This is a genomic window from Streptomyces sp. NPDC000878 (assembly GCF_053599695.1).
In genome coordinates this window covers 1-18,146 of record NZ_JBSFMT010000005.1, presented here as the reverse complement: position 1 = coordinate 18,146, position 18,146 = coordinate 1, and the positions used below count along the sequence as shown (strand labels likewise).

The window sequence follows — 18,146 nt, the reverse complement described above, 5'->3', positions numbered from 1 at the left end:
CGTCCCTCCGCGACCACATCGGCAGTTTCGATCCAGAGGACACAACACAATGAACAGCATCAACCGCCGCTCCGTCCTGCTCGCCGGACTGGGAGCCGCCGGGGCGGGTGCGCTCGCCGCGTGCAGCAGCGGCTCCGGCTCCGGTGGCAGCAACGCACTGGTGAACCCTTCCGGCTCGGCGGTCGCCGCCGCCGAGAAGAAGCGCAAGGGCACCGGACGCCGGCAGAAGCTCACCCTGACCGCGGCGCCCGCCATGATCGACCTGGGCGGCGGTGTCATGCCCAGGACCTGGGCGTTCGACGGCCGCACCCCCGGCAAGGAGGTCCGCCTCTCCGTCGGCGACACCCTGGTCGCCGAGTTGTCCAACCAGCTCCCGAACAGGACGGCCACGTCGATCCACTGGCACGGCATCGCGCTGCGCAATGACATGGACGGCATGCCGCCCGCCACCCAGGCCGCTGTCCGGGCCGGCTCCACGTTCACCTACGAGTTCGTCGCCGACGCGCCGGGCACGTACTTCTTCCACCCGCACGTCGGCGTCCAGCTCGACCGAGGCCTGTACGCGCCGCTGATCGTCGAGGACCCCAAGGAGACCCTCGCCTACGACGACGAGTGGGTCGTCCTCCTCGACGACTGGGTCGACGGCGTCTCCGGCACCCCCGACGAGGTCTTCGCCGAGCTGAAGCAGGGCATGGGCGGCATGGGCATGGGGGAGAGCGCCAGTCCCGGCTCCAGTGGTATGGAGGGCCACGACATGGGGGACATGGGCGGGATGGACATGGGCGGCGACTCGGAGTCCCCCTCAGCCTCGTCCAACGGTATGTCGATGAGGTTCATGCTCATGGGTGCGGAGAGCGACCTGCTCGGCGGTGACGCCGGCGACGTGAAGTACCCGCACCACCTGATCAACGGCAGGGTGTCGGCCGACCCGGACGTCTACACCGGAAAGCCCGGCAGGAAGGTGCGCCTGCGGATCATCAACGCGGGCGGGGACACCGCCTACCGGGTGGCTCTCGGCGACCACAGGCTGACCATCACCCACACCGACGGCTTCCCGGTCCAGCACCAGGACGTGGACGCCCTGCTGGTCGGCATGGGCGAGCGGTACGACGTCCTCGTCACCCTCGGCGACGGGGTCTTCCCGCTCGTAGCGCTGGCCGAGGGCAAGAACGCGAACGGTCTCGCCCTCGTCCGCACCGGCTCGGGGAGTGCCCCGAAGGCGACCGTCCGCCCGAAGGAACTCGACGGCATGATCATGAGTGCGCCGCAGTTGCGTGCCGCCGACGACGTACGGCTGGGGTCCGGCAAGACCGACGTCACGCACCAGATCAAGCTGACCGGCGGCATGGGCAAGTACAACTGGGCCATCAACGGCAGGCCGTTCGACATGAAGGACCCCGGGGCGGATCCGATCCTCATCGAGGAGGGCCAGCGCGTGCGGCTGGACTTCGTCAACGGCACCGACATGTGGCATCCGATGCACCTGCACGGGCACACGTACCAACTGGGCGACTCCGGGCCGCGCAAGGACACGGTGATCGTGCTGCCCAGGAAGAAGTTGTCCGTCTTCTTCGAGGCCGACAACCCGGGTCAGTGGATGCTGCACTGCCACAACGCGTACCACGGCGAGGCCGGGATGATGGCGAACGTGGCCTATCGGGCCTGACGTTCTCCTCGCGCCGTCCGGGCGGACCCATCGGCCGACGGTGGGTGTGTCCGGACGCGGCGTGCAGGCGGTTACGACGAGATGTCCCCCTCATGGGGAGCGGGTTCAAGGGCGGATGCCGTCGCCTCTTCCCGCCTGCGCTGCCGCCTCTCCCGCCATGCCAGCTCCGCTACCAGGGCCACGGCGAAGGCGATGATCACCACCGTTGCGATGGTGCCGAGAGTGGATACCCCCGACAGGAATCCGCTCTGGTCCTCCTTGGTGTCGGAGGCGACCTGAATGGCGCCGAGGATGCTACTCGACGCGTAGGTGTCGGTGAATCCGGTCATATCCCCTCCGGTTCTTCCCCGTTGAAAGGGGGCGGACGACGTCTACGCTAGCCGAACAAAGCTAAGCGTCTTAGTAGATGATTGGTTCTGGCGTCGTTTGGCCGTCAGTGGCTGTGGCCGTCCTCGGCCTGGCCGGACTTCTCCTCGGTGGTGGCACTGGATTCCGGTGCTGGGACTCGGAAGCGGGCGCGGAGGGCTTCTCCTCGGTGCCGGGCTCGTCCAGGCGCTCTGGACCACGTGGGGGCTGTTCGGCTGCTCGTGGCCGTGGCGCTCTCGGTGTTCAAGCCGAGAGGGCTGACCCACTACGGATGACACAAGCAGCAGGAGTCGCGAGTGGGGGGAGCGTTCGGCGGTCCTGGACGACCGGGCGGCCGGTCTGGGGGCCCGTCGGTAACGGGCTGCAAGGGCTGGAGCTTTTCAGGAGGCGAGGGGCGTGAGTTCGGTGAAGGTCTTTCCGCCGTCGAGGGATTCGCAGACGGCGGTCTGCGTCGCGGCGAGAACATGTTCGGCGTCAACCGCGGTCAGGGCCTGGGGCTGTCCGCCGGGCACGGTCGTGAGCTGCTTCCACGTCTTGCCGCCGTCCGCGCTGCCGCTGAGTCTCCCGGACGGGTCCGAAGTGTCTGCCGCCGTGCCTGTGCCCGCGGAGCCGCCACCGCAGCCGGCGAGGGCCAGGGAGGCGATCGAGGCGCCCACGACGGCGAGCAGCTTACGGACGGCCGGGCGTGCGGTCGCTGAAGTTCCTTGAGCGATACGGGTGTTGGTGCTCAGGGCCGGGACGCGGCGAAGAACGGCATGGAGTCCAGGGGGACGATCTCGATGTTCTTGCCGGTGCGCGGCGCGTGGATGGCCTTGCCGTCGCCGACGTACATGCCGTTGTGCTGGGTGCTGTTGTACCAGTAGATGACGTCGCCCGGCTGCAGGTCCGACCTGGACACCTTGCGGCCCGCGTCGTACATCTGCTGGACGGTGCGGGGCAGGGAGACGCCCGCCGAGCGCCAGGCCGCTCCCACGAGTCCTGAGCAGTCGTAGGAGTCGGGGCCGGTCGAACCCCATTCGTACGGCTTGCCGAGCTGGGCGTACGCGAACTCGATGGCGGTCTTGGCGCGACCGCTGGCGGGGCCGTTGTAGGAGGAGGGGGAGTCGCTGGCGCCCGCGGAGGCGTCGTCGCGCTCCTGGGCGGCCTCCATCCTGGCGCGCTGCTCGGCGGTCAGGCTGTTCAGGAGCTTGCGGGCCTCCGTGAGCTTGCTCTGGACCTCGTCCTTCTTCGCGGTGGCCTCGGCGCGCGTCTCATCGAGGGACTTCAGACGCTTCTGGGCGTCCTCCCGCTCCTGGGTGAGTTCGCGTTGCCTGGTCCGCATCGCCCGCAGGGCGTCGGCCTGCCGGCTGGTCGTACGGTCGAGCATCTCGGCCTGGTCGAGGTAGTTGTCCGGGTCGCCGGACAAGAACAACTGCACACTCGGTTCCATGCCGCCGCTGCGGTACTGCGCGGCTGCCAACGGGCCGATCTTCTCCCGCAGTTCGTTGACCTCCTGCTGCTTGCGGGCCAGCCGGTCCTGCGCGCCGTCCACCTCGCGCTGCAGCTTCTCCTGCTTCTCGCTGACGGCGTTGAACTCCTCCGTGGGAGCCTCGGCCTCCTCGTAGAGCTTCTCGACCTGCTTGCGCACCTCGTCCACCGTGGGCTCGGGAGCCGCCTGGCTCTGCGTCGGCAGGAGGCTGACTGCGCCGGCGGCCATGCCGAGGGTGGCTATCCGGGCACGGCTGGGGGGCTTCGGCCGACGGTGGGTTCCCATCGTGGGGTGGCTCCTCTACGCGGTCTGTGTACCAGGCGACGGGCTGCGGCGGCCGTCGTACCGGCGCACAGTGCGCCGACCCGTCAAGCAAGATAAAACTTAGTAGCTTAGTAGCCGGTATCGCAAGCGAGTCCGAGTCGCAGGTGTCTCACACGAAACCGGTCAGCCGAGCGCGGGCAGGCAGGCAACCAGCAGTGGCAGCAGCGGAACCGCCACGGCCGCGGCGGCGACGCAACCCCACAGGGTCGGGTGGGGCGCCTTGCGCGGACCGAGAACCCGCTTCACGCGGATGAGGACGGCGTGGCCACCCGCGGCGAACGCGCCCTTGGGAGCGCGGGCCGCGGCCATCTCGTACATCGCGGTGGCCAGCGCCTCGTGGGAGTGACTGCGCAGGGCGCGGTCGTCCGCGATCATCTCCAGCAGCAGTGCCGTCTGCTCCCGGGCGTGGTGGGCCAGCGGGAGTCGGCGGAACACGGAGTGGAATGCCTCCATGGCGGCAAGGGCGAGGTGGTGGCGGCCCGCGATGTGCGCCTGCTCGTGCTCCAGTACGGCGCCGAGCTGTTCCGGTGTGAGCTGACGGACAGCGGCGTCGCTGATCACGATCCGGGGGCGACGGCCGGGCAGGCAGTACGCGGCGGGGATGTCGTAGGGCAGGACGGTGGCGCAAAGGCGTGCCGAGTGGCGGCCCACCAGGTCGAGGGCCTCCCGGTGCCGCGTGCGCGCCCGCCGGGCCCGCACGATGTGGAAGACGAAGCCGGCCGCGAGAGCGATCCCGATGGCGGCGGGCACGCCGTCAGCCAGCCGGTTCGCCGTGTCGGGGTCGGGCCCGCTCGCACCGACATCGAGCCCGCAGGAGTGCAGCAGGCCGACAATGCCGGCGTGCAGGTGCTCGGTCGGCATGGCGAGGTTGTATGCGAAGAGTGCCGCCCCGATCGAGAACGAGACCGCGAGTGCGTGCCACACCGCCGCAGCCAGGGCCGGAGCCCGGTGCGGCCAGCTGCTGCGGAGCATCAACTGCGGAGCGACGAAACCCACCGCGACCGTGTAGCCGGCCAGGACGGGGGCCGCGTTCATGCCTTCGCCTGCCGTCCGGCGTTTCGCAGGGCCTTGCGCAGGGCGGCCACCTCTTCCTCGGACATGTTCTCGACGAAGTGGACCAGCGCGGCCGGACGGTCCTTGCTCGCTCCCAGGCCGTCCTCCATGAGCGCGGCGGCGTACGCCTCACGGCTGCGGACCGGGCTGTACAGCCAGGCGCGTCCCTGTTTGCCGCGCAGCAGCCAGCCCTTGTTGTAAAGGATGTTGGTGACGGTCATCACCGTCGTGTACGCGACGGGGCGGGTCCTGTTTATGTCGTCGACGACCTCACGCACCGTGGCCGGACGGTTCCATGTCCAGAGGCGATCCATGATCTCCGCCTCGAGATCCCCCAGCCGTCGCATGGCCCTGACTCCTCTTCGCCACCGAATGCGCAAGTGAGTACGCAGGGCCATAGTAGACGGCTGGTCTCTCGGACTTCCTCGGTGGCGGACATGCGCACCCGCCCGGTCTGTTCGTAGCACTCGCGTACGTCCGAGATGCAGGGGATCAATGGCCCGTGCCTACGATGGCGCCGTGACGCGCCTCGTACAGTTCGCCCCTCGACCGCAATCGGTATTGCGGTCCTGTGGGCTGCTCGTGGGTGCTCTGATGCTGGGCCTGCTCGGCATGCACGGTCTCGGACCGGTGCCGGACCCCGCGGCTGTTGTGCGCGTTCACGACCGGACGGTGGCGCCCGCAGGCACGGACATGGGGGCCACGGTGTCCATGCCCGCCGGCTGCGATCACGGCGGTGACTGCCAGGGCCACGCGACGCATGCGGACCCGACCTGTGCCTCCGCGTCGGTGAGCGGGGCACCCGGTGTGGTGCCCGTACTGCTGCCCGACGTGGTGGCCTGCGCCGGAGTGCCGCGCGTGGTCACTTCTCCGGGCGGCAGGGGCCCCGACGGCGGCCGGGCGCCGCCTTCACTCTCCGAACTCCAGCTCCTGCGGATCTAGAGCGGCCCGCGCGACGCCGCATGCCCAAGAGGGCGCGGCGCCGCGCATCGGCATGCCCTTCACAGATCCGATCCCAGGAGTTCGACCATGACCGCACGCCGCAAGCTCATCCGCCGTACCGCCCTCGCCGCCGCCGCGGGAGTGGCTGCCCTCGTGCTCGCCGCCTGTGGTGGCGGCGGTCACGACATGGGCTCCATGAAGACCGGTTCCAGCCCGTCCGCGTCCGCGTCCGCCTCGGCCAAGGCGGGCGAGCGCAGCGACGCGGACGTCTCCTTCGCGACAGAGATGATCCAGCACCACCGCCAGGCCGTCGACATGGCCGAACTGGCCGCCGACCGCGCCTCCTCGCAGGAGGTCAAGGACCTCGCCGCGAAGGTCAAGGCGGCACAGGACCCGGAGATCAGGACGATGTCCGGCTGGCTCACCTCGTGGGGGCGAGGAGGTCCCCGCCGACATGTCCGGCATGGAGGGCCACGACATGTCGTCCGGCATGCCCGGAATGATGAGCAGCGAGGACATGGACAAGCTGGGGAAGACCTCCGGCACCGAGTTCGACAAGATGTTCCTCGACATGATGGTCCAGCACCACGAGGGCGCCATCGAGATGGCCAGGACGGAGAAGGCCGACGGCAAGTACGGCCCCGCGACGAAGCTCGCGGACGACGTCATCACGGCCCAGACTGCCGAGATCGAGCAGATGAACAAGATGCTCGGCGAGAGCTGACACATCGCCAACAAGCGGTGGGCCGTCGAGGACTCACCCCGGCGGCCCACCGCTTTCGTGTTTGTCGCGAGGCACCGTACCGACTGTTTGCAGTCGGTGAAGTGCCTTCCCTGTCCCTGTGATTGGTCTCACGGGGCGGCAGATTCAGGCGCACATGGCTTGTTCACGCAGCGTTCCCACCGCTCAAAGCGCAAGGGCTCCTGAGGCGGGTTAGGATCACGGCGTGATTACGGCCTGGTCGCCTTCCGGTGTGCAGCGGAGCCGCTCGACAGCGGTTCTGTGGCGTGTGCTGGGCCTGGGTCTGTTCCTCTTCGGTCTGCTGTATACGCACGCCGTCAGCCCCGATGCCACGGTGCGTCACGTCGCTTCCGGCGAAGGCGCCGCAGTGGCCGACGTTCATTTCGAGCCCATCGCGGACCGTAAGAAGGTTGCGACTGCCACGTCGGCGGTGTCTGTGGGCGTGACGCCCGACGATCCGTCGGACGACCATCACGACGGTCACGGGCAGCACCATGCCGGTGGGGAGTGCGCGCTGGGGCAGCCTCCGCAGGGGCCCGGTGTCGGTGTGCCCTGCCTGTCTTCGCTGAGCTCGGAGAGCGATGGCGACGGCCTGCCCCGGCTGGTGGACGTTGGCCATGCCGCGGCCCGGGACTTCGCAGCCCCGATGGCGTGTGCTGCTGACTCCGCGGTTCTGCGTATCTAGGTCAGCGCCTTCCTGGCGTCTGACCTCCTCCGCCTGTCGTTCTTCGGCGCGGTGCGGGGATGGTCGACGACCGTTTCCACCACCACCCCCCTGATCTCTGTCCCTGCCGTGATCCTTCCGGCCAGGACAGTGCCGCACGGAGGACTTGTGCCCCCCACGCCTGCCACCGTCCCCATCCACGCCCACCCGCATGCCCACCCGGCGTGTTCGCTCCGGAAGAACCGATTCGTCTGGGCCACGCTGTACGCCCTGCTGCTCGCGATGCTGACGTGTCTCAGCGATCAGCTCCATACGTCGGAGCAGCCGTACGGTCACTTGGCCGCCGCGTCGAGTGAAGCCCCGTCGCCCCCGGACGGCTCCGAGGGCGGGATCCTCGACTCATCGGACATTCCCGACCGTTGTCACGACGCCCCTTCCGAGGCAGCCGCGTTCTCGAAGTCCTCGGCTCCCGTCTCATCGCCTGCGACCGCCGACGCGGTGTCGCTGACGGACGCGGCGAACCGCCCCTCGCACGATCCGCGTGACGCCGCGCGAAGACTCCCGCCGAGCGGCGGCCGGTCCGCTCTCATCTCCCTCTGCCAGTGGCGCATATAGGCGTCGCCCTGGCAGGTCGGCTCAGGCCGGACCCGCCGCGTGCCGCGCATCCGCCGGCGCGCGAGACGAGCATCCGCGCACGTCCGCATCGAACGAGAGCGAAAGAGATGCACTCCCTGACCACGAGTGACTTCACCCCCGCCGTCTCCACCCTCCCCGGGCTGGTCGGCAACACCCCTGTTCTGCGTGTGTCCCAGCCCTTCTCCCCGCCCGACCGTGGCTTCTGGGCGAAGCTGGAGGGCTTCAACCCCGGCGGCATCAAGGACCGTCCCGCACTGCACATGGCCGAACGGGCCCGAGCCCGCGGTGCCCTGCGCCCGGGATGCCCGATCATCGAGTCGACCAGCGGCACGCTCGGCCTCGGCCTGGCACTGGCCGGAATGGTCTACGGGCACCCCGTCACCCTGGTCACCGACCCTGGCCTGGAACCGTCCATGACCCGGCTGCTCACGGCCTACGGGGCCACTGTCGACATGGTCCCCGAGCCGCACCCCTCCGGTGGCTGGCAACAGGCCCGCCGTGACCGGGTCGCCGAACTGCTGGCACGAAGCCCCGGAGCCTGGTGTCCCGACCAGTACGGCAACCCGGACAACGTGTCCGCGTACACTCCGCTCGCCCTCGAACTCGCGTCGCAGGTGGGCCACATCGACACCCTGGTCTGCAGCGTCGGGACAGGAGGCCACTCCGCGGGCATCTCGCGTGTCCTGCGCCAGCTGTACCCCGGGATGAGTCTGGTCGGCGTGGACACCGTCGGCTCGACCATCTTCGGCCAGCCCGCCCGGCCCCGCCTGATGCGCGGTCTCGGCTCCAGCATCTACCCGCGCAACGTCGCGTACGAGAACTTCAGCGAGGTGCACTGGGTGGCACCGGCCGAATCCGTCTGGGCGTGCAGGCAGTTGGCCTCCTCGCACTACGCCACGGGCGGGTGGAGTGTCGGCGCGGTCGCCCTGGTGGCCGGCTGGCTCGCCCGTACGACTCCTGCGAGCACCCGCATCGTGGCGGTCTTCCCCGACGGACCCCAGCGGTACCTGGAGACCGTCTATGACGACGAATACTGCGCCGAACAGGGGCTGTTGGGGGTGACACCCGCACCAGAACCGGAAGTGGTGGGCAGGCCGAACGAGAAGGAAGTCACCCGCTGGACCCGCTGCACGACGGTCAGCGACCCCGTCTCCCTGATGGCGGACGCAACCGGAGCCGAAGGCGGGGCACAGTGAAGACGACGCTCACCCAGGTCCGTTCCTACGAGCGCAGCGTCCAACTCCTCCTGGTGAACCAGTTCACCATCAACCTCGGCTTCTACATGCTGATGCCGTACCTGGCCGCCCACCTGTCCGGCTCCCTCGGCCTGGCCGGCTGGCTCGTCGGACTCATCCTGGGCGTACGGAACTTCAGCCAGCAGGGCATGTTCCTCATCGGCGGCACCCTTGCCGACCGGTTCGGCTACAAGCCGCTGATAGTCGCGGGATGCGTCCTGCGCACCGTCGGCTTCGCCACCCTCGGCCTGGTCGACTCGGTTCCCGCGCTGCTCGCCGCCTCGGCGGCCACCGGCTTCGCGGGGGCGTTGTTCAACCCGGCCGTACGCGCCTATCTGGCGGCCGACGCGGGGGAGCGCAGGATCGAGGCGTTCGCCCTCTTCAACGTCTTCTACCAGGCCGGCATCCTGCTCGGCCCGCTGGTGGGGATGCTGTTGACCGGCTTCGACTTCCGGATCACCTGCCTCGTCGCGGCGGCGGTCTTCGCGCTGCTGAGCGTCGTACAGATCCGCTCACTGCCCACCCGGCGGGCCGACGACGCGGCGGACGCGAAACCCGACGGGCGCGAGCGCGTACTGGCCCAGTGGGCGGGGATCCTGCGCAACCGCGCGTTCCTGCTCTTCTCCACGGCCATGATCGGCTCGTACGTCCTGTCCTTCCAGGTCTACCTGGCGTTGCCCCTGGAGGTCCGACGCCTGGGCGGCGACGGTGAGTTCACGACCGCGGCCGTCGCGGTGCTCTTCGCGGTCTCGGGTCTGGCCACGATCTTCGGCCAGACCCGGGTGACCGCCTGGTGCAAGGCCCGACTGGAGCCCGGACAGGCCCTGGCCTGGGGGCTGTTGACCATGGGCGTGGCCTTCGTACCGCTGCTCGCGGCGACGGCCCTGCCCGTCCCGGACGAAGGACTGGGGCGCCTGCTGCTCGCCGCCGTCCCGCCGACACTGGCCGCGCTGCTGCTGGCACTGGGCACGATGATCGCGTACCCCTTCGAGATGGACACCATCGTCCGGCTCTCCGGCGACCGCCTGGTCGCCACGCACTACGGCCTCTACAACACCATCTGCGGGGTCGGCATCACCCTGGGCAACCTCCTCACCGGGGCCGCCCTCGACGCCGCGCGGTCGGCCGGCATGTCCGCACTGCCCTGGCTGGCGCTGCTCGTCCTGGGACTGGCCTGCGCCGGGTCCCTCTACGGACTGAACAGGGCCGGCCACCTGACCCGTGAGGCTCCCGAGCCTCAGCCGACGGTGGTCTGACCCAGAACCCGTCCTCGGGGCGGGGCGAGGGGCCCGACGCCGCTCGCCCCGCCCCTCCCCGAATGCCTCTGCGGCACGGGCCTCTCTCGGCTCACCGGTCGTACTGCGGCGGGCCACGATCGTCGGGTCCTTCGCACCTTGCCGGTCGACGAGGAGCGGCAGCGGGAGGTCGCCGCCGAGAGCCAATGGTGCGACGGTGGTGCGGCACCAGCCCACCGGCCTGGACAACAAAGAACCCCCGGGTCGATGACCTGGGGGTTTCATATGGAGCGGGTGACGAGAATCGAACTCGCACTCTCAGCTTGGGAAGCTGATGTTCTACCACTAAACTACACCCGCGTAAGACGCCGGTCTGAGCCGGTGTCGGAACGCTCAGTCACTCTACCGCATGCCAGGCCCCCGGCGCCGAGCCGTGGGGCCTGCCCCCGTTTCCGGAGGATTCCGGGGGTGTTCCAAGTGTCGGCCGGGTGGGTTTTCGCGGGGTGGCCGGGCTGCGGGCGGCCGGAGTTGGGGCGTACGGTGGGGGCGCGGAAGAGGGGTCCGGCGGGATCGGAGTGCCGTCTGGAGACCGCCCTTTTCGTCCCGTAATGTGGCTTTCCTCGTTGGTCTCGACAGTGACCGGCGACGGCTCTTGGGGAAGGGACTCTGAGGACTTGATCGAGCGCACCGTCGTCCGTTGTGCCGAAGGGCACGTGTTCAGCACCGCTTCGTTCCCGATGCAGCAGGCCGAGCGGCTTGGCCCCGGCCGGCTGGTCCGGTGTCCCCGCTGCGCGCGGCTGCGCAGTGTGGTGCCGGTGACGTTGGAGCAGCGGCAACATCAGCCGCATCGCAGCGGTAGCAGTAAGTAGCAGTAAGTAGTGATGTAGAAGCAGAAGTAGAAGCAGAAGTAGAAGCAGGTGTAGGCGCGCGGGGCCGTCCGATTGTGGCGGGTCCGCGCGCCTTGCGTATCCTCGGGGCGTGCTTCTCTCAGACAAGGACATCCGGGCCGAGATCGACGCCGGGCGAGTACGGATCGATCCCTACGACGAATCCATGGTGCAGCCGTCGAGCGTCGACGTGCGCCTCGACCGCTTCTTCCGGGTGTTCGAGAACCACCGGTATCCGCACATCGACCCGTCGATCGAACAGGCGGATCTCACGCGGCTCGTCGAGCCCGAGGGCGACGAGCCGTTCATCCTCCATCCCGGGGAGTTCGTGCTCGCCTCCACCTATGAGGTCATCTCGCTTCCTGACGACCTCGCCTCCCGGCTCGAAGGCAAGAGTTCGCTCGGGCGGCTCGGGCTCGTCACCCACTCCACCGCCGGGTTCATCGACCCGGGGTTCAGCGGGCATGTGACGCTCGAACTCTCCAACCTCGCGACGCTGCCCATCAAGCTCTGGCCCGGTATGAAGATCGGCCAGCTGTGCATGTTCCGGCTCAGCTCGCCCGCCGAGTTCCCGTACGGCAGCGACCGGTACGGCTCCCGGTATCAGGGGCAGCGCGGGCCCACCGCCTCCCGGTCCTTCCTCAACTTCCACCGGACGCAGGTCTGAGCGCCGTGAGCGGCATACGGGAGAACCTGACCTACGAGGCGTTCGGCGTCGCCGTTCGCGAACTCGCACAAACCATCGCCGACGACGGGTACGAGCCCGACGTCGTGCTCAGCATCGCGCGCGGGGGTGTGTTCGTGGCTGGCGGGCTTGCCTATGCCCTCGACTGCAAGAACATTCACCTTGTGAACGTCGAGTTCTATACCGGCGTCGGGACCACACTCCCCATGCCCGTCATGCTCGCGCCCGTCCCCAACACCATCGACTTCTCCGAGAAGAAGGTCCTCATCACCGACGACGTCGCCGACACCGGCAAGACGCTCAAGCTGGTGCGGGACTTCTGTCTGGACGCCGTCGCCGAGGTGCGCAGCGCCGTCATCTACGAGAAGACGCAGTCCCTTGTGAAGTGCGAGTACGTGTGGAAGCGCACCGACGAGTGGATCAACTTCCCGTGGTCCGTCGAGCCCCCGGTCGTCCGTCGCGCGGGCCAGGTTCTCGACGCCTGAGCTGGGATACGGGGGCACACGCACGCCCTCGTATCCCAGTTGCTTCTCTTAGAACGTCCCCAGCTTCACGATCGACAGCAGTGCGATCAGCTGGATCGCCGACGCCCCCAGTGCCTTCGGCCACGGCAGGTCGTGGGAGCGGCGGACCATCAGGGTCAGCAGGACGCCTGCCGCCACCCAGGTCGCCCAGCCCAGGATCTGTACGAAGGGTGCGTCGCCGCCCGCGAACATCGCGACGAGCAGGCGGGGGGCGTCCGTGATCGACATGATCAGCATCGACAGGCCCACCGTCGGCTGCCAGGCGCCGTCGCCGCCGAGCTGGCGGGCCAGGGTGTGGGTGACCACGCCCAGGACGAAGGCGCTCAGGACCATCGCCACGCCCGTCGTCAGCACGATCGGGATCGCGTTGTTGAGCGTCGCGTTTATCGTGTCCTCGCGCGTGTCGTCGAACCCGAAGACGGCGATCAGGCCGTACAGGAACGTGACGACGAGGGCCGGCACCCACACCTGGTAGTCGCGCATCTGGAGAAACGTGCGGTCGGGGGAGGTGACGATGCCCCGCAGCAGTTCCTTCCAGCGCAGTCGCGGACCGGTCGGCGGGGACGAGGCGGCGCCGGCGCGGTAGGTGTCGCCCTGGTGGTACCCGTCGTCGCCGACCGTGAACGCCTGTGTGTGACCAGGGTTGTTGGCCGCGTACGGGTCCACGGGGGCGTTGGGATGCCCCTGCGGGCCGTGCCCGTGCTGCCCGCCGTGCCCGTCGTGTCCGTCGTCGCCGAAGTACTCCGGCTCGCCGTGTCCCCCGGGTCCGTTGTAACCGCCGCTCGCCGCGGTCGCCTGCGGGGGCCATTGCCGTCCCGCGCCGCCCGGGCCGCCGTACGACGGCTGTCCGCCGCCGTACGGCTGCTGCTGAGGCGCGGACGGGTAGCCGTACGACGGGCCGCCCTGCGGGGGCTGCTGGCCGTACGGCTGCTGCCGCGGGTTTTGTTGCGGTCGCGCTTGCGGGGGGCGGTTGTCCCGGCCGCCGCGTCCGATCCTGAATCCAGCCACGTCATCGAACGTACCTGGTCCCGGAGAGTGACGGGTGGGGCCCGGGCTTTTGCGGCCCCCTTTGCTGCCGACCTGTGACATCCCTTAAGGGGCTCTTCACACTTCCCCTAGGGAACCTGGAGAACCTGAGGGCTGAACCTGAGAGCTACGGAAGCATCCCGTCGATCAGGCTCTCCGGCACCGACGTGGCCCCCGTCGTCCTGATCCCCGTCGCCGAGCCCAGCAGCCGCAGTGAGCCCGTGCCGCCCGACACGTACAGGTCGGCCTTGCCGTCGCGGTTGCCGTCGCGCAGGCGGAGCTTCGCGCCGAACATGTCGCCGTCGGTGACATCGCCCGGGATGCCCGCCGAGCTGCGGGCGAGCCACTGCGAGCCGGCGGTCGTGAGGCCCCCGGCGCGGCCGTACAGCACGTGGAACCCGCCCGCGTACGGCTTGCCGGCGATCCGCTCGCCGTACGCGCCGATCGCGAGGTCGCGGTAGCCGTCGCCGTTGATGTCGCCGGCGGCGAGGCTGCCGCCGAAGTGGTCGTACGTCTCCGCGCTGTCCGCGATGCCCGCCGTGTTCTGGGTGAAGCGGGCGGACTTGGCGGGGCCGGCCGCCGCGCCGTACCAGACGCTGACCTCGCCCCGGTAGGACGAGAAGAGCGGGGTGCCGATGGCGATGTCGCCCTTGCCGTCCTTGTTGAAGTCGGCGATGACGCCGTCGCCGCCGCGCTCGCTCTCGCCGCCGCTGCCGTTCTTGCTCTCCAGCCGGAGGGTGCGGCCGGGGACGAGCTTGGTGGCGCCGCCCTTGATGAACCAGGCGTCGGAGGCGATGTACGTGTCGGTGACGACGTCGCCGATGACGACGAGGTCGGTCTTGTTGTCGCCGGTCACATTGCCCGCGATCAGTGCCGTGACCTCGTAGTAGATCCCGTCCTTGTCGTACGACGTGACCGAACCGGCCACGCCCGAGCGGGAGATGGTGCCCCGGTAGACCCACGCCTTGCCGCCCGCGACGACGGCCAGGTCCTTCTTGCCGTCCCCGTTGAAGTCGCCGACCGCGAGGTCCGCGCCCATGCGGCCGTACGCGGTGTGCGTGCGCGCCGGGATGTCCGTACCGCCGGACAGGCCGGTGCGGCTGCCCCACAGGATGGTGACCGTGCCCTCGTTGACCCGTCCGGCCAGGTCCTCGCCGGTGGCGGCGACGGCCAGGTCGCCGTACCCGTCGGCGTTGAAGTCGGCGGCGGCCCGGACCTCGCCGAAGTAGTCGTCGGCCTCGTCGGAGCCGGGGACACCGGCGCTGTTCTGGCTGACGTACTGGACCTTCGTACCCGGCCCGTTCGCCGTGCCGAAGGTGACCTTGACGGCGCCGCCCGGGAACTCGTAGTCGGCGCCGTAGGAGTACTCGGCGTAGTCGCGGTAGCCGTCGCCGTTGAAGTCGTCGGCGTACTTGGCGGCGGCAGCGGCGGCGGGTGTGCCGAGGGCCAGCGGCGTCAGGGCCGTGGCGAGCAGGGCGGTGGCGACGGCCGCGGTGGTGGTGCGTCTGCGCATGGTTGATCTCCCCGTTTGCTTTGTCTGAATCGTCTACATCGGCTCGTTCGGCGCGGTGGTCAGTCCGCGTCCGTGAGCACGTGGGAGACCCACGGTCGTGACCAATGGTTGTGTGGAGTACGGCACTTCACTACACGTGTTATAGGTGTTACGGGAGTACGACACTCCACTTCCTACAGGAACTCCGAGCTGGAGAACGTGACCGACGGCTCCGCCGCCACCAGGTCACCCTTGACCCCGGCGTACACGGCCACCTCGTCCCAGGTCTCTCCCCGGTACGTCCGTACCGCCAGGTCCGCCCGGCCGTCGCCGTCGAAGTCGCCGACCGTCAGTACCCGCGTCGTGCCCTTCGCCGGTGGCGCGACGGTGACCATGCCCTTCGCCGAGATGCCCGCCGCCGCGCTGGGCGCCCGGAACACCCTCAACCGGGAGCCGCTGGAGACGAGTTCGTCGCGGCCGTCGCCGTCGAAGTCGCCGGTGTCGAGCATCGAGCCGGGGGAGGCGAGGGTGCCGGAGGCGGCGTCGGGGAGGTCGTACCGCAGGGACGTTTCGCCCATCGCGCCCACCGCCGCGTCCAGGTCGCGCCCCTTGCCGAAGCGGCCGAGGGCGACGTCGATGCCCTCGGGCAGTGCCGTCCCGGTGCGCGTCGGACCGTCCGGACCGCCCAGCACGACCGCCGACTTGGCGGTGCCCTCCGCCGTACGGACGACCAGGTCGTCGTATCCGTCATGGTTCACGTCGGCCGCCGGGCCCGTCGGGACGTTGCCGGGGGCGGCGATGGGGGTGCCGGCCTTGCCCGGGGCGCCCTTGCGGGTGAACGGGCCGCGCAGATAGCTGAGTTGCTCGTCGGAGGCGTGGACGACGAGGTCCTGGGCGCCGTCCCCGTCGAAGTCGCCGCACACCGGCTGGTCGGGCCAGTCGTTGCCGGCCCGGGCCCGCCCCGGGATCGCGAGGGCGACCGCGCGGCCGGTGAGGCCGTCCGGGGAGCCGAAGAGGAGCTGGAGAGGCACGGGGGGCTGGCCCTGGCCGTCGTAGGGCGGGTCCGTGGACACGACCAGGTCGGTGAAGCCGTCGCCGTCGAGGTCGCAGGCCGCCTCCGCGTCGAAGACCGCCGGCAACTGGCCCTTCGTACGCGCCGCTTGGCGGGCCGGGCTCAGCAACTGCCGGGCGCCGGGGACGAGTCCGGTCGGTGAGCCGTAGACGATGCCGATTCCGGCGTCGTCCGTGTGGAGCTGGTCCTTGACGAGGTCGTTGAGGACCAGGTCACGGTGACCGTCGCCGTTGAAGTCGTCGGCGACCTCGCTGCCGTCGCCCTGCGGTATCGGGCGCTGGGCGGGGGCCTTGGCGGCCTGGACGGGGGTCTGGGAGGCTGCGCCGGCGTCCCCTGTCGCGGGGCCGCAGGCGGTGAGTGCCACCAGGGCGCCGATGGCTGCCAACCCGCTGCCGGCCGTCGTACCCCAGCCGCCTCTTCGCACGCGCACCCTGCACCTCGTCCGGACCATTGACCCCATTGGCAACGACTCAGTAATGATGCACGTGTTCGAGAGGTGAAGACACCCCTGTGCCGGTGCGGAACACGACACAGGGGTGCCCGGCTGGTACGGCGGTCAGTCCGCCAGCTCCGCCGCCATGAACGCCCTTGCCCCCAGGCCCAGTTGGGGGACGGCGAGCGTCCGGGATCCGGTGCCTGTCGGGCCGGACGAGGTGCCGGGGAGGAGATGGAGTCGGCCCCCCTCGTTGGCCGTGGCGATCAGCTCGGCGCGGCCGTCGCGGTTGAAGTCGCGCAGGAGGAGAGAGGCGCCGAGCCAGGCGTTGTCCGGGGAGACGTTCGGCAGGCCGGGGGTCGTACGGTCGTACTGGCGGGCGTTCCGGCCGGTGAGGCCGGTCGAGCCGCCACGCAGGACGGTGATCGAGCCGTCGGCCCAGTAGCTGCTGCCGAGCGCCTCGTAGGCGGCGCCGACGGCCAGGTCCTGGTAGCCGTCGCCGTTGATGTCGGCGGCCGAGATGTCGTACCCGAAGAGGTCACCGTCCTCCACGCTGCCGGGGACGCCCGCGGTGTTCTGGGTGAGGGTGAGGAGCTTGCCCGCGGGGCCGGTGGCCGTGCCGGGCAGGACACGGACCGCGCCGCCCCGGCCCGAGCGGGAGACGCCGATCGCGAGGTCGCCGTAGCCGTTGCGGTCGAAGTCGGCGATCACGGCGCTGGAGCCGCTGAGGTCGGCGGAGGCGGGCAGGGTGCGCTTCCAGGGCTTGGCGGGGCCGTTCTTGCCGCCCTTGTAGAACCAGACGCGGTTGGTGTAAGTGTCCAGGTCGTAGCCGATGAGCGCGAAGTCGGCCGTGCCGTCCTTGGTGACCTTGCCGGCCACCACCATCTCGGCCCTGATGTCCTCGCCGTCCCACGGGTCGAGGTTGGTGGCCTTGCCGCGCCCGCCGGCCTTGGTGAACGGGCCGCGCAGGAACCAAACGAACTCGCCGTCCACGGACACGATGTCCAGATGGCCGTCGGCGTTGAAGTCGCCGATGGCGGCGTCCAGGCCGAAGGGCTCCTTCTTGCTGCCCGGGGACGCGTACGTACTGCCCTTCGTCAGGCCCGACTTGGAGCCCCAGAGGACAGTGAGCGTGCCGTGGCGGCCGGCGTGCAGTTCGCCGGGGGAGCTTGCGACGACGTCCGCGTAGCCGTCCTTGTTCAGGTCGGCCGAGGTGACCTTCGCGCCGAAGCCGTCCTTCGCCTCGGCCACGCCCGCGATGCCGGGGCTGTTCTGGGTGATGACCGAGCGCTTGGCGGTGTTCAGCCCTGTCGCCGAGCCCCAGATGACGACGACGGCGCCCGCGTTCTTCTTCCCGGCCACGGTGGCGGTCCGGTCACCGAGAAGCAGGTCGCGGTAACCGTCGCCGTTGAAGTCGTCCACGTGCTTCGCCGCGGCGGCCGAGGCCGGGGCGCCGAGGACCAGCGGACTCAGGGTGGCGGCGACGAGAGCTGTGGCCAGGAGGGAGGCACGGGAGCGCAAGGGGTCTCCAAGTTTGCGGTGATCACCGGGGCGATGAGGAGACCTATGACAAGTGGCAATGGTTGTACGGGAGTTCGGTATGCTCTGCGCGGATTGCGGCAAACCCGTCACCGACCGCCACCCGCGGTGGGCCGGCATCTGGGTCACTCCCGACGTTGAGTGCGGGCCCTTGTGC

At 69.7% G+C, this 18,146-nt stretch carries 19 protein-coding genes, 1 tRNA gene and 1 pseudogene; 10 read left to right on the top strand and 11 right to left on the bottom strand.

Annotated elements, in window-relative coordinates; genetic code table 11:
- Nucleotides 1-49: 49 nt before the first annotated feature.
- A complete protein-coding gene (locus ACWDR4_RS06555) occupies nt 50-1,666 on the top strand; it encodes a multicopper oxidase family protein (protein WP_450404704.1) in 1,617 nt (538 codons plus the stop codon).
- Between the two features lie 71 nt (nt 1,667-1,737).
- Here the strand turns inward: ACWDR4_RS06555 and ACWDR4_RS06550 are convergent, their stop codons facing one another.
- From ACWDR4_RS06550 to ACWDR4_RS06530, 5 genes are all read right to left on the bottom strand, one after another.
- Entirely contained in the window at nt 1,738-1,995 is a 258-nt protein-coding gene (locus ACWDR4_RS06550) for a hypothetical protein (RefSeq protein ID WP_450404702.1), read from the bottom strand.
- A gap of 417 nt (nt 1,996-2,412) precedes the next feature.
- The gene (locus ACWDR4_RS06545; protein WP_450404701.1) at nt 2,413-2,688 is read right to left on the bottom strand and encodes a hypothetical protein; all 276 of its coding nucleotides are present in this window, start codon (nt 2,686-2,688) and stop codon (nt 2,413-2,415) included.
- A 71-nt stretch (nt 2,689-2,759) separates the two neighbouring features.
- Nucleotides 2,760-3,785, bottom strand: a complete 1,026-nt coding sequence (locus tag ACWDR4_RS06540; protein ID WP_450404699.1) for an NlpC/P60 family protein — start codon at nt 3,783-3,785, stop codon at nt 2,760-2,762.
- Between the two features lie 162 nt (nt 3,786-3,947).
- Complete coding sequence (locus tag ACWDR4_RS06535) at nt 3,948-4,859, bottom strand: M56 family metallopeptidase (RefSeq protein WP_450404696.1); 912 nt, start codon at nt 4,857-4,859, stop codon at nt 3,948-3,950.
- Complete coding sequence (locus ACWDR4_RS06530; RefSeq protein WP_450404693.1) at nt 4,856-5,224, bottom strand: BlaI/MecI/CopY family transcriptional regulator; 369 nt, start codon at nt 5,222-5,224, stop codon at nt 4,856-4,858. The genes ACWDR4_RS06535 and ACWDR4_RS06530 overlap by 4 nt, the downstream gene beginning before the upstream one ends.
- 172 nt (nt 5,225-5,396) lie before the next feature.
- Here ACWDR4_RS06530 and ACWDR4_RS06525 point away from each other — a divergent pair, with 172 nt between their 5' ends.
- Complete coding sequence (locus ACWDR4_RS06525; RefSeq protein ID WP_450404691.1) at nt 5,397-5,819, top strand: DUF6153 family protein; 423 nt, start codon at nt 5,397-5,399, stop codon at nt 5,817-5,819.
- A gap of 179 nt (nt 5,820-5,998) precedes the next feature.
- Here ACWDR4_RS06525 and ACWDR4_RS06520 read toward each other — a convergent pair whose 3' ends face one another.
- Complete coding sequence (locus ACWDR4_RS06520) at nt 5,999-6,244, bottom strand: hypothetical protein (protein ID WP_450405189.1); 246 nt, start codon at nt 6,242-6,244, stop codon at nt 5,999-6,001.
- Here ACWDR4_RS06520 and ACWDR4_RS06515 point away from each other — a divergent pair.
- The 5 genes and pseudogenes from ACWDR4_RS06515 to ACWDR4_RS06495 all read left to right on the top strand — a co-directional run bounded on the left by ACWDR4_RS06515 (nt 6,135) and on the right by ACWDR4_RS06495 (nt 10,352).
- Nucleotides 6,135-6,543: pseudogene (locus ACWDR4_RS06515) on the top strand (DUF305 domain-containing protein). The gene ACWDR4_RS06520 and the pseudogene ACWDR4_RS06515 overlap by 110 nt on opposite strands.
- A gap of 223 nt (nt 6,544-6,766) precedes the next feature.
- Entirely contained in the window at nt 6,767-7,246 is a 480-nt protein-coding gene (locus ACWDR4_RS06510; RefSeq protein ID WP_450404688.1) for a hypothetical protein, read from the top strand.
- Between the two features lie 147 nt (nt 7,247-7,393).
- Nucleotides 7,394-7,840: a hypothetical protein gene (locus ACWDR4_RS06505; RefSeq protein WP_450404686.1), complete on the top strand. Its 447-nt coding sequence runs from the start codon at nt 7,394-7,396 to the stop codon at nt 7,838-7,840.
- 107 nt (nt 7,841-7,947) lie between these two features.
- The gene (locus ACWDR4_RS06500) at nt 7,948-9,057 is read left to right on the top strand and encodes a PLP-dependent cysteine synthase family protein (protein WP_450404683.1); all 1,110 of its coding nucleotides are present in this window, start codon (nt 7,948-7,950) and stop codon (nt 9,055-9,057) included.
- Nucleotides 9,054-10,352 carry an MDR family MFS transporter gene (locus ACWDR4_RS06495; protein WP_450404682.1) on the top strand — a complete coding sequence of 433 codons (1,299 nt, stop codon included), beginning with the start codon at nt 9,054-9,056 and terminating at the stop codon, nt 10,350-10,352. The genes ACWDR4_RS06500 and ACWDR4_RS06495 overlap by 4 nt, the downstream gene beginning before the upstream one ends.
- 265 nt (nt 10,353-10,617) lie before the next feature.
- Here the strand turns inward: ACWDR4_RS06495 and ACWDR4_RS06490 are convergent.
- A tRNA-Gly gene (locus tag ACWDR4_RS06490) sits at nt 10,618-10,691 on the bottom strand.
- Between the two features lie 317 nt (nt 10,692-11,008).
- Between ACWDR4_RS06490 and ACWDR4_RS06485 the strand changes: the two genes are divergently transcribed.
- The 3 genes from ACWDR4_RS06485 (at nt 11,009) to ACWDR4_RS06475 (ending at nt 12,388) form a co-directional block, all read left to right on the top strand.
- Complete coding sequence (locus tag ACWDR4_RS06485; protein ID WP_450405152.1) at nt 11,009-11,200, top strand: hypothetical protein; 192 nt, start codon at nt 11,009-11,011, stop codon at nt 11,198-11,200.
- A gap of 109 nt (nt 11,201-11,309) precedes the next feature.
- On the top strand, nt 11,310-11,885 hold the full coding sequence (gene dcd / locus ACWDR4_RS06480; RefSeq protein ID WP_450404680.1) for a dCTP deaminase: 576 nt from the start codon (nt 11,310-11,312) through the stop codon (nt 11,883-11,885).
- Nucleotides 11,886-11,890: 5 nt separating this feature from the next.
- Entirely contained in the window at nt 11,891-12,388 is a 498-nt protein-coding gene (locus ACWDR4_RS06475; protein ID WP_450404678.1) for a phosphoribosyltransferase, read from the top strand.
- Between the two features lie 48 nt (nt 12,389-12,436).
- On the opposite strand, the gene ACWDR4_RS06470 is transcribed toward ACWDR4_RS06475, so the two are convergent.
- The 4 genes from ACWDR4_RS06470 to ACWDR4_RS06455 form a co-directional block, all read right to left on the bottom strand.
- The gene (locus ACWDR4_RS06470) at nt 12,437-13,516 is read right to left on the bottom strand and encodes a Yip1 family protein (protein ID WP_450404675.1); all 1,080 of its coding nucleotides are present in this window, start codon (nt 13,514-13,516) and stop codon (nt 12,437-12,439) included.
- Between the two features lie 64 nt (nt 13,517-13,580).
- The gene (locus ACWDR4_RS06465; protein WP_450404673.1) at nt 13,581-14,966 is read right to left on the bottom strand and encodes an FG-GAP and VCBS repeat-containing protein; all 1,386 of its coding nucleotides are present in this window, start codon (nt 14,964-14,966) and stop codon (nt 13,581-13,583) included.
- A 173-nt stretch (nt 14,967-15,139) separates the two neighbouring features.
- Nucleotides 15,140-16,447: an FG-GAP repeat domain-containing protein gene (locus ACWDR4_RS06460; RefSeq protein WP_450404671.1), complete on the bottom strand. Its 1,308-nt coding sequence runs from the start codon at nt 16,445-16,447 to the stop codon at nt 15,140-15,142.
- Between the two features lie 126 nt (nt 16,448-16,573).
- Entirely contained in the window at nt 16,574-17,971 is a 1,398-nt protein-coding gene (locus ACWDR4_RS06455) for an FG-GAP and VCBS repeat-containing protein (RefSeq protein WP_450404669.1), read from the bottom strand.
- Nucleotides 17,972-18,146 lie beyond the last annotated feature (175 nt).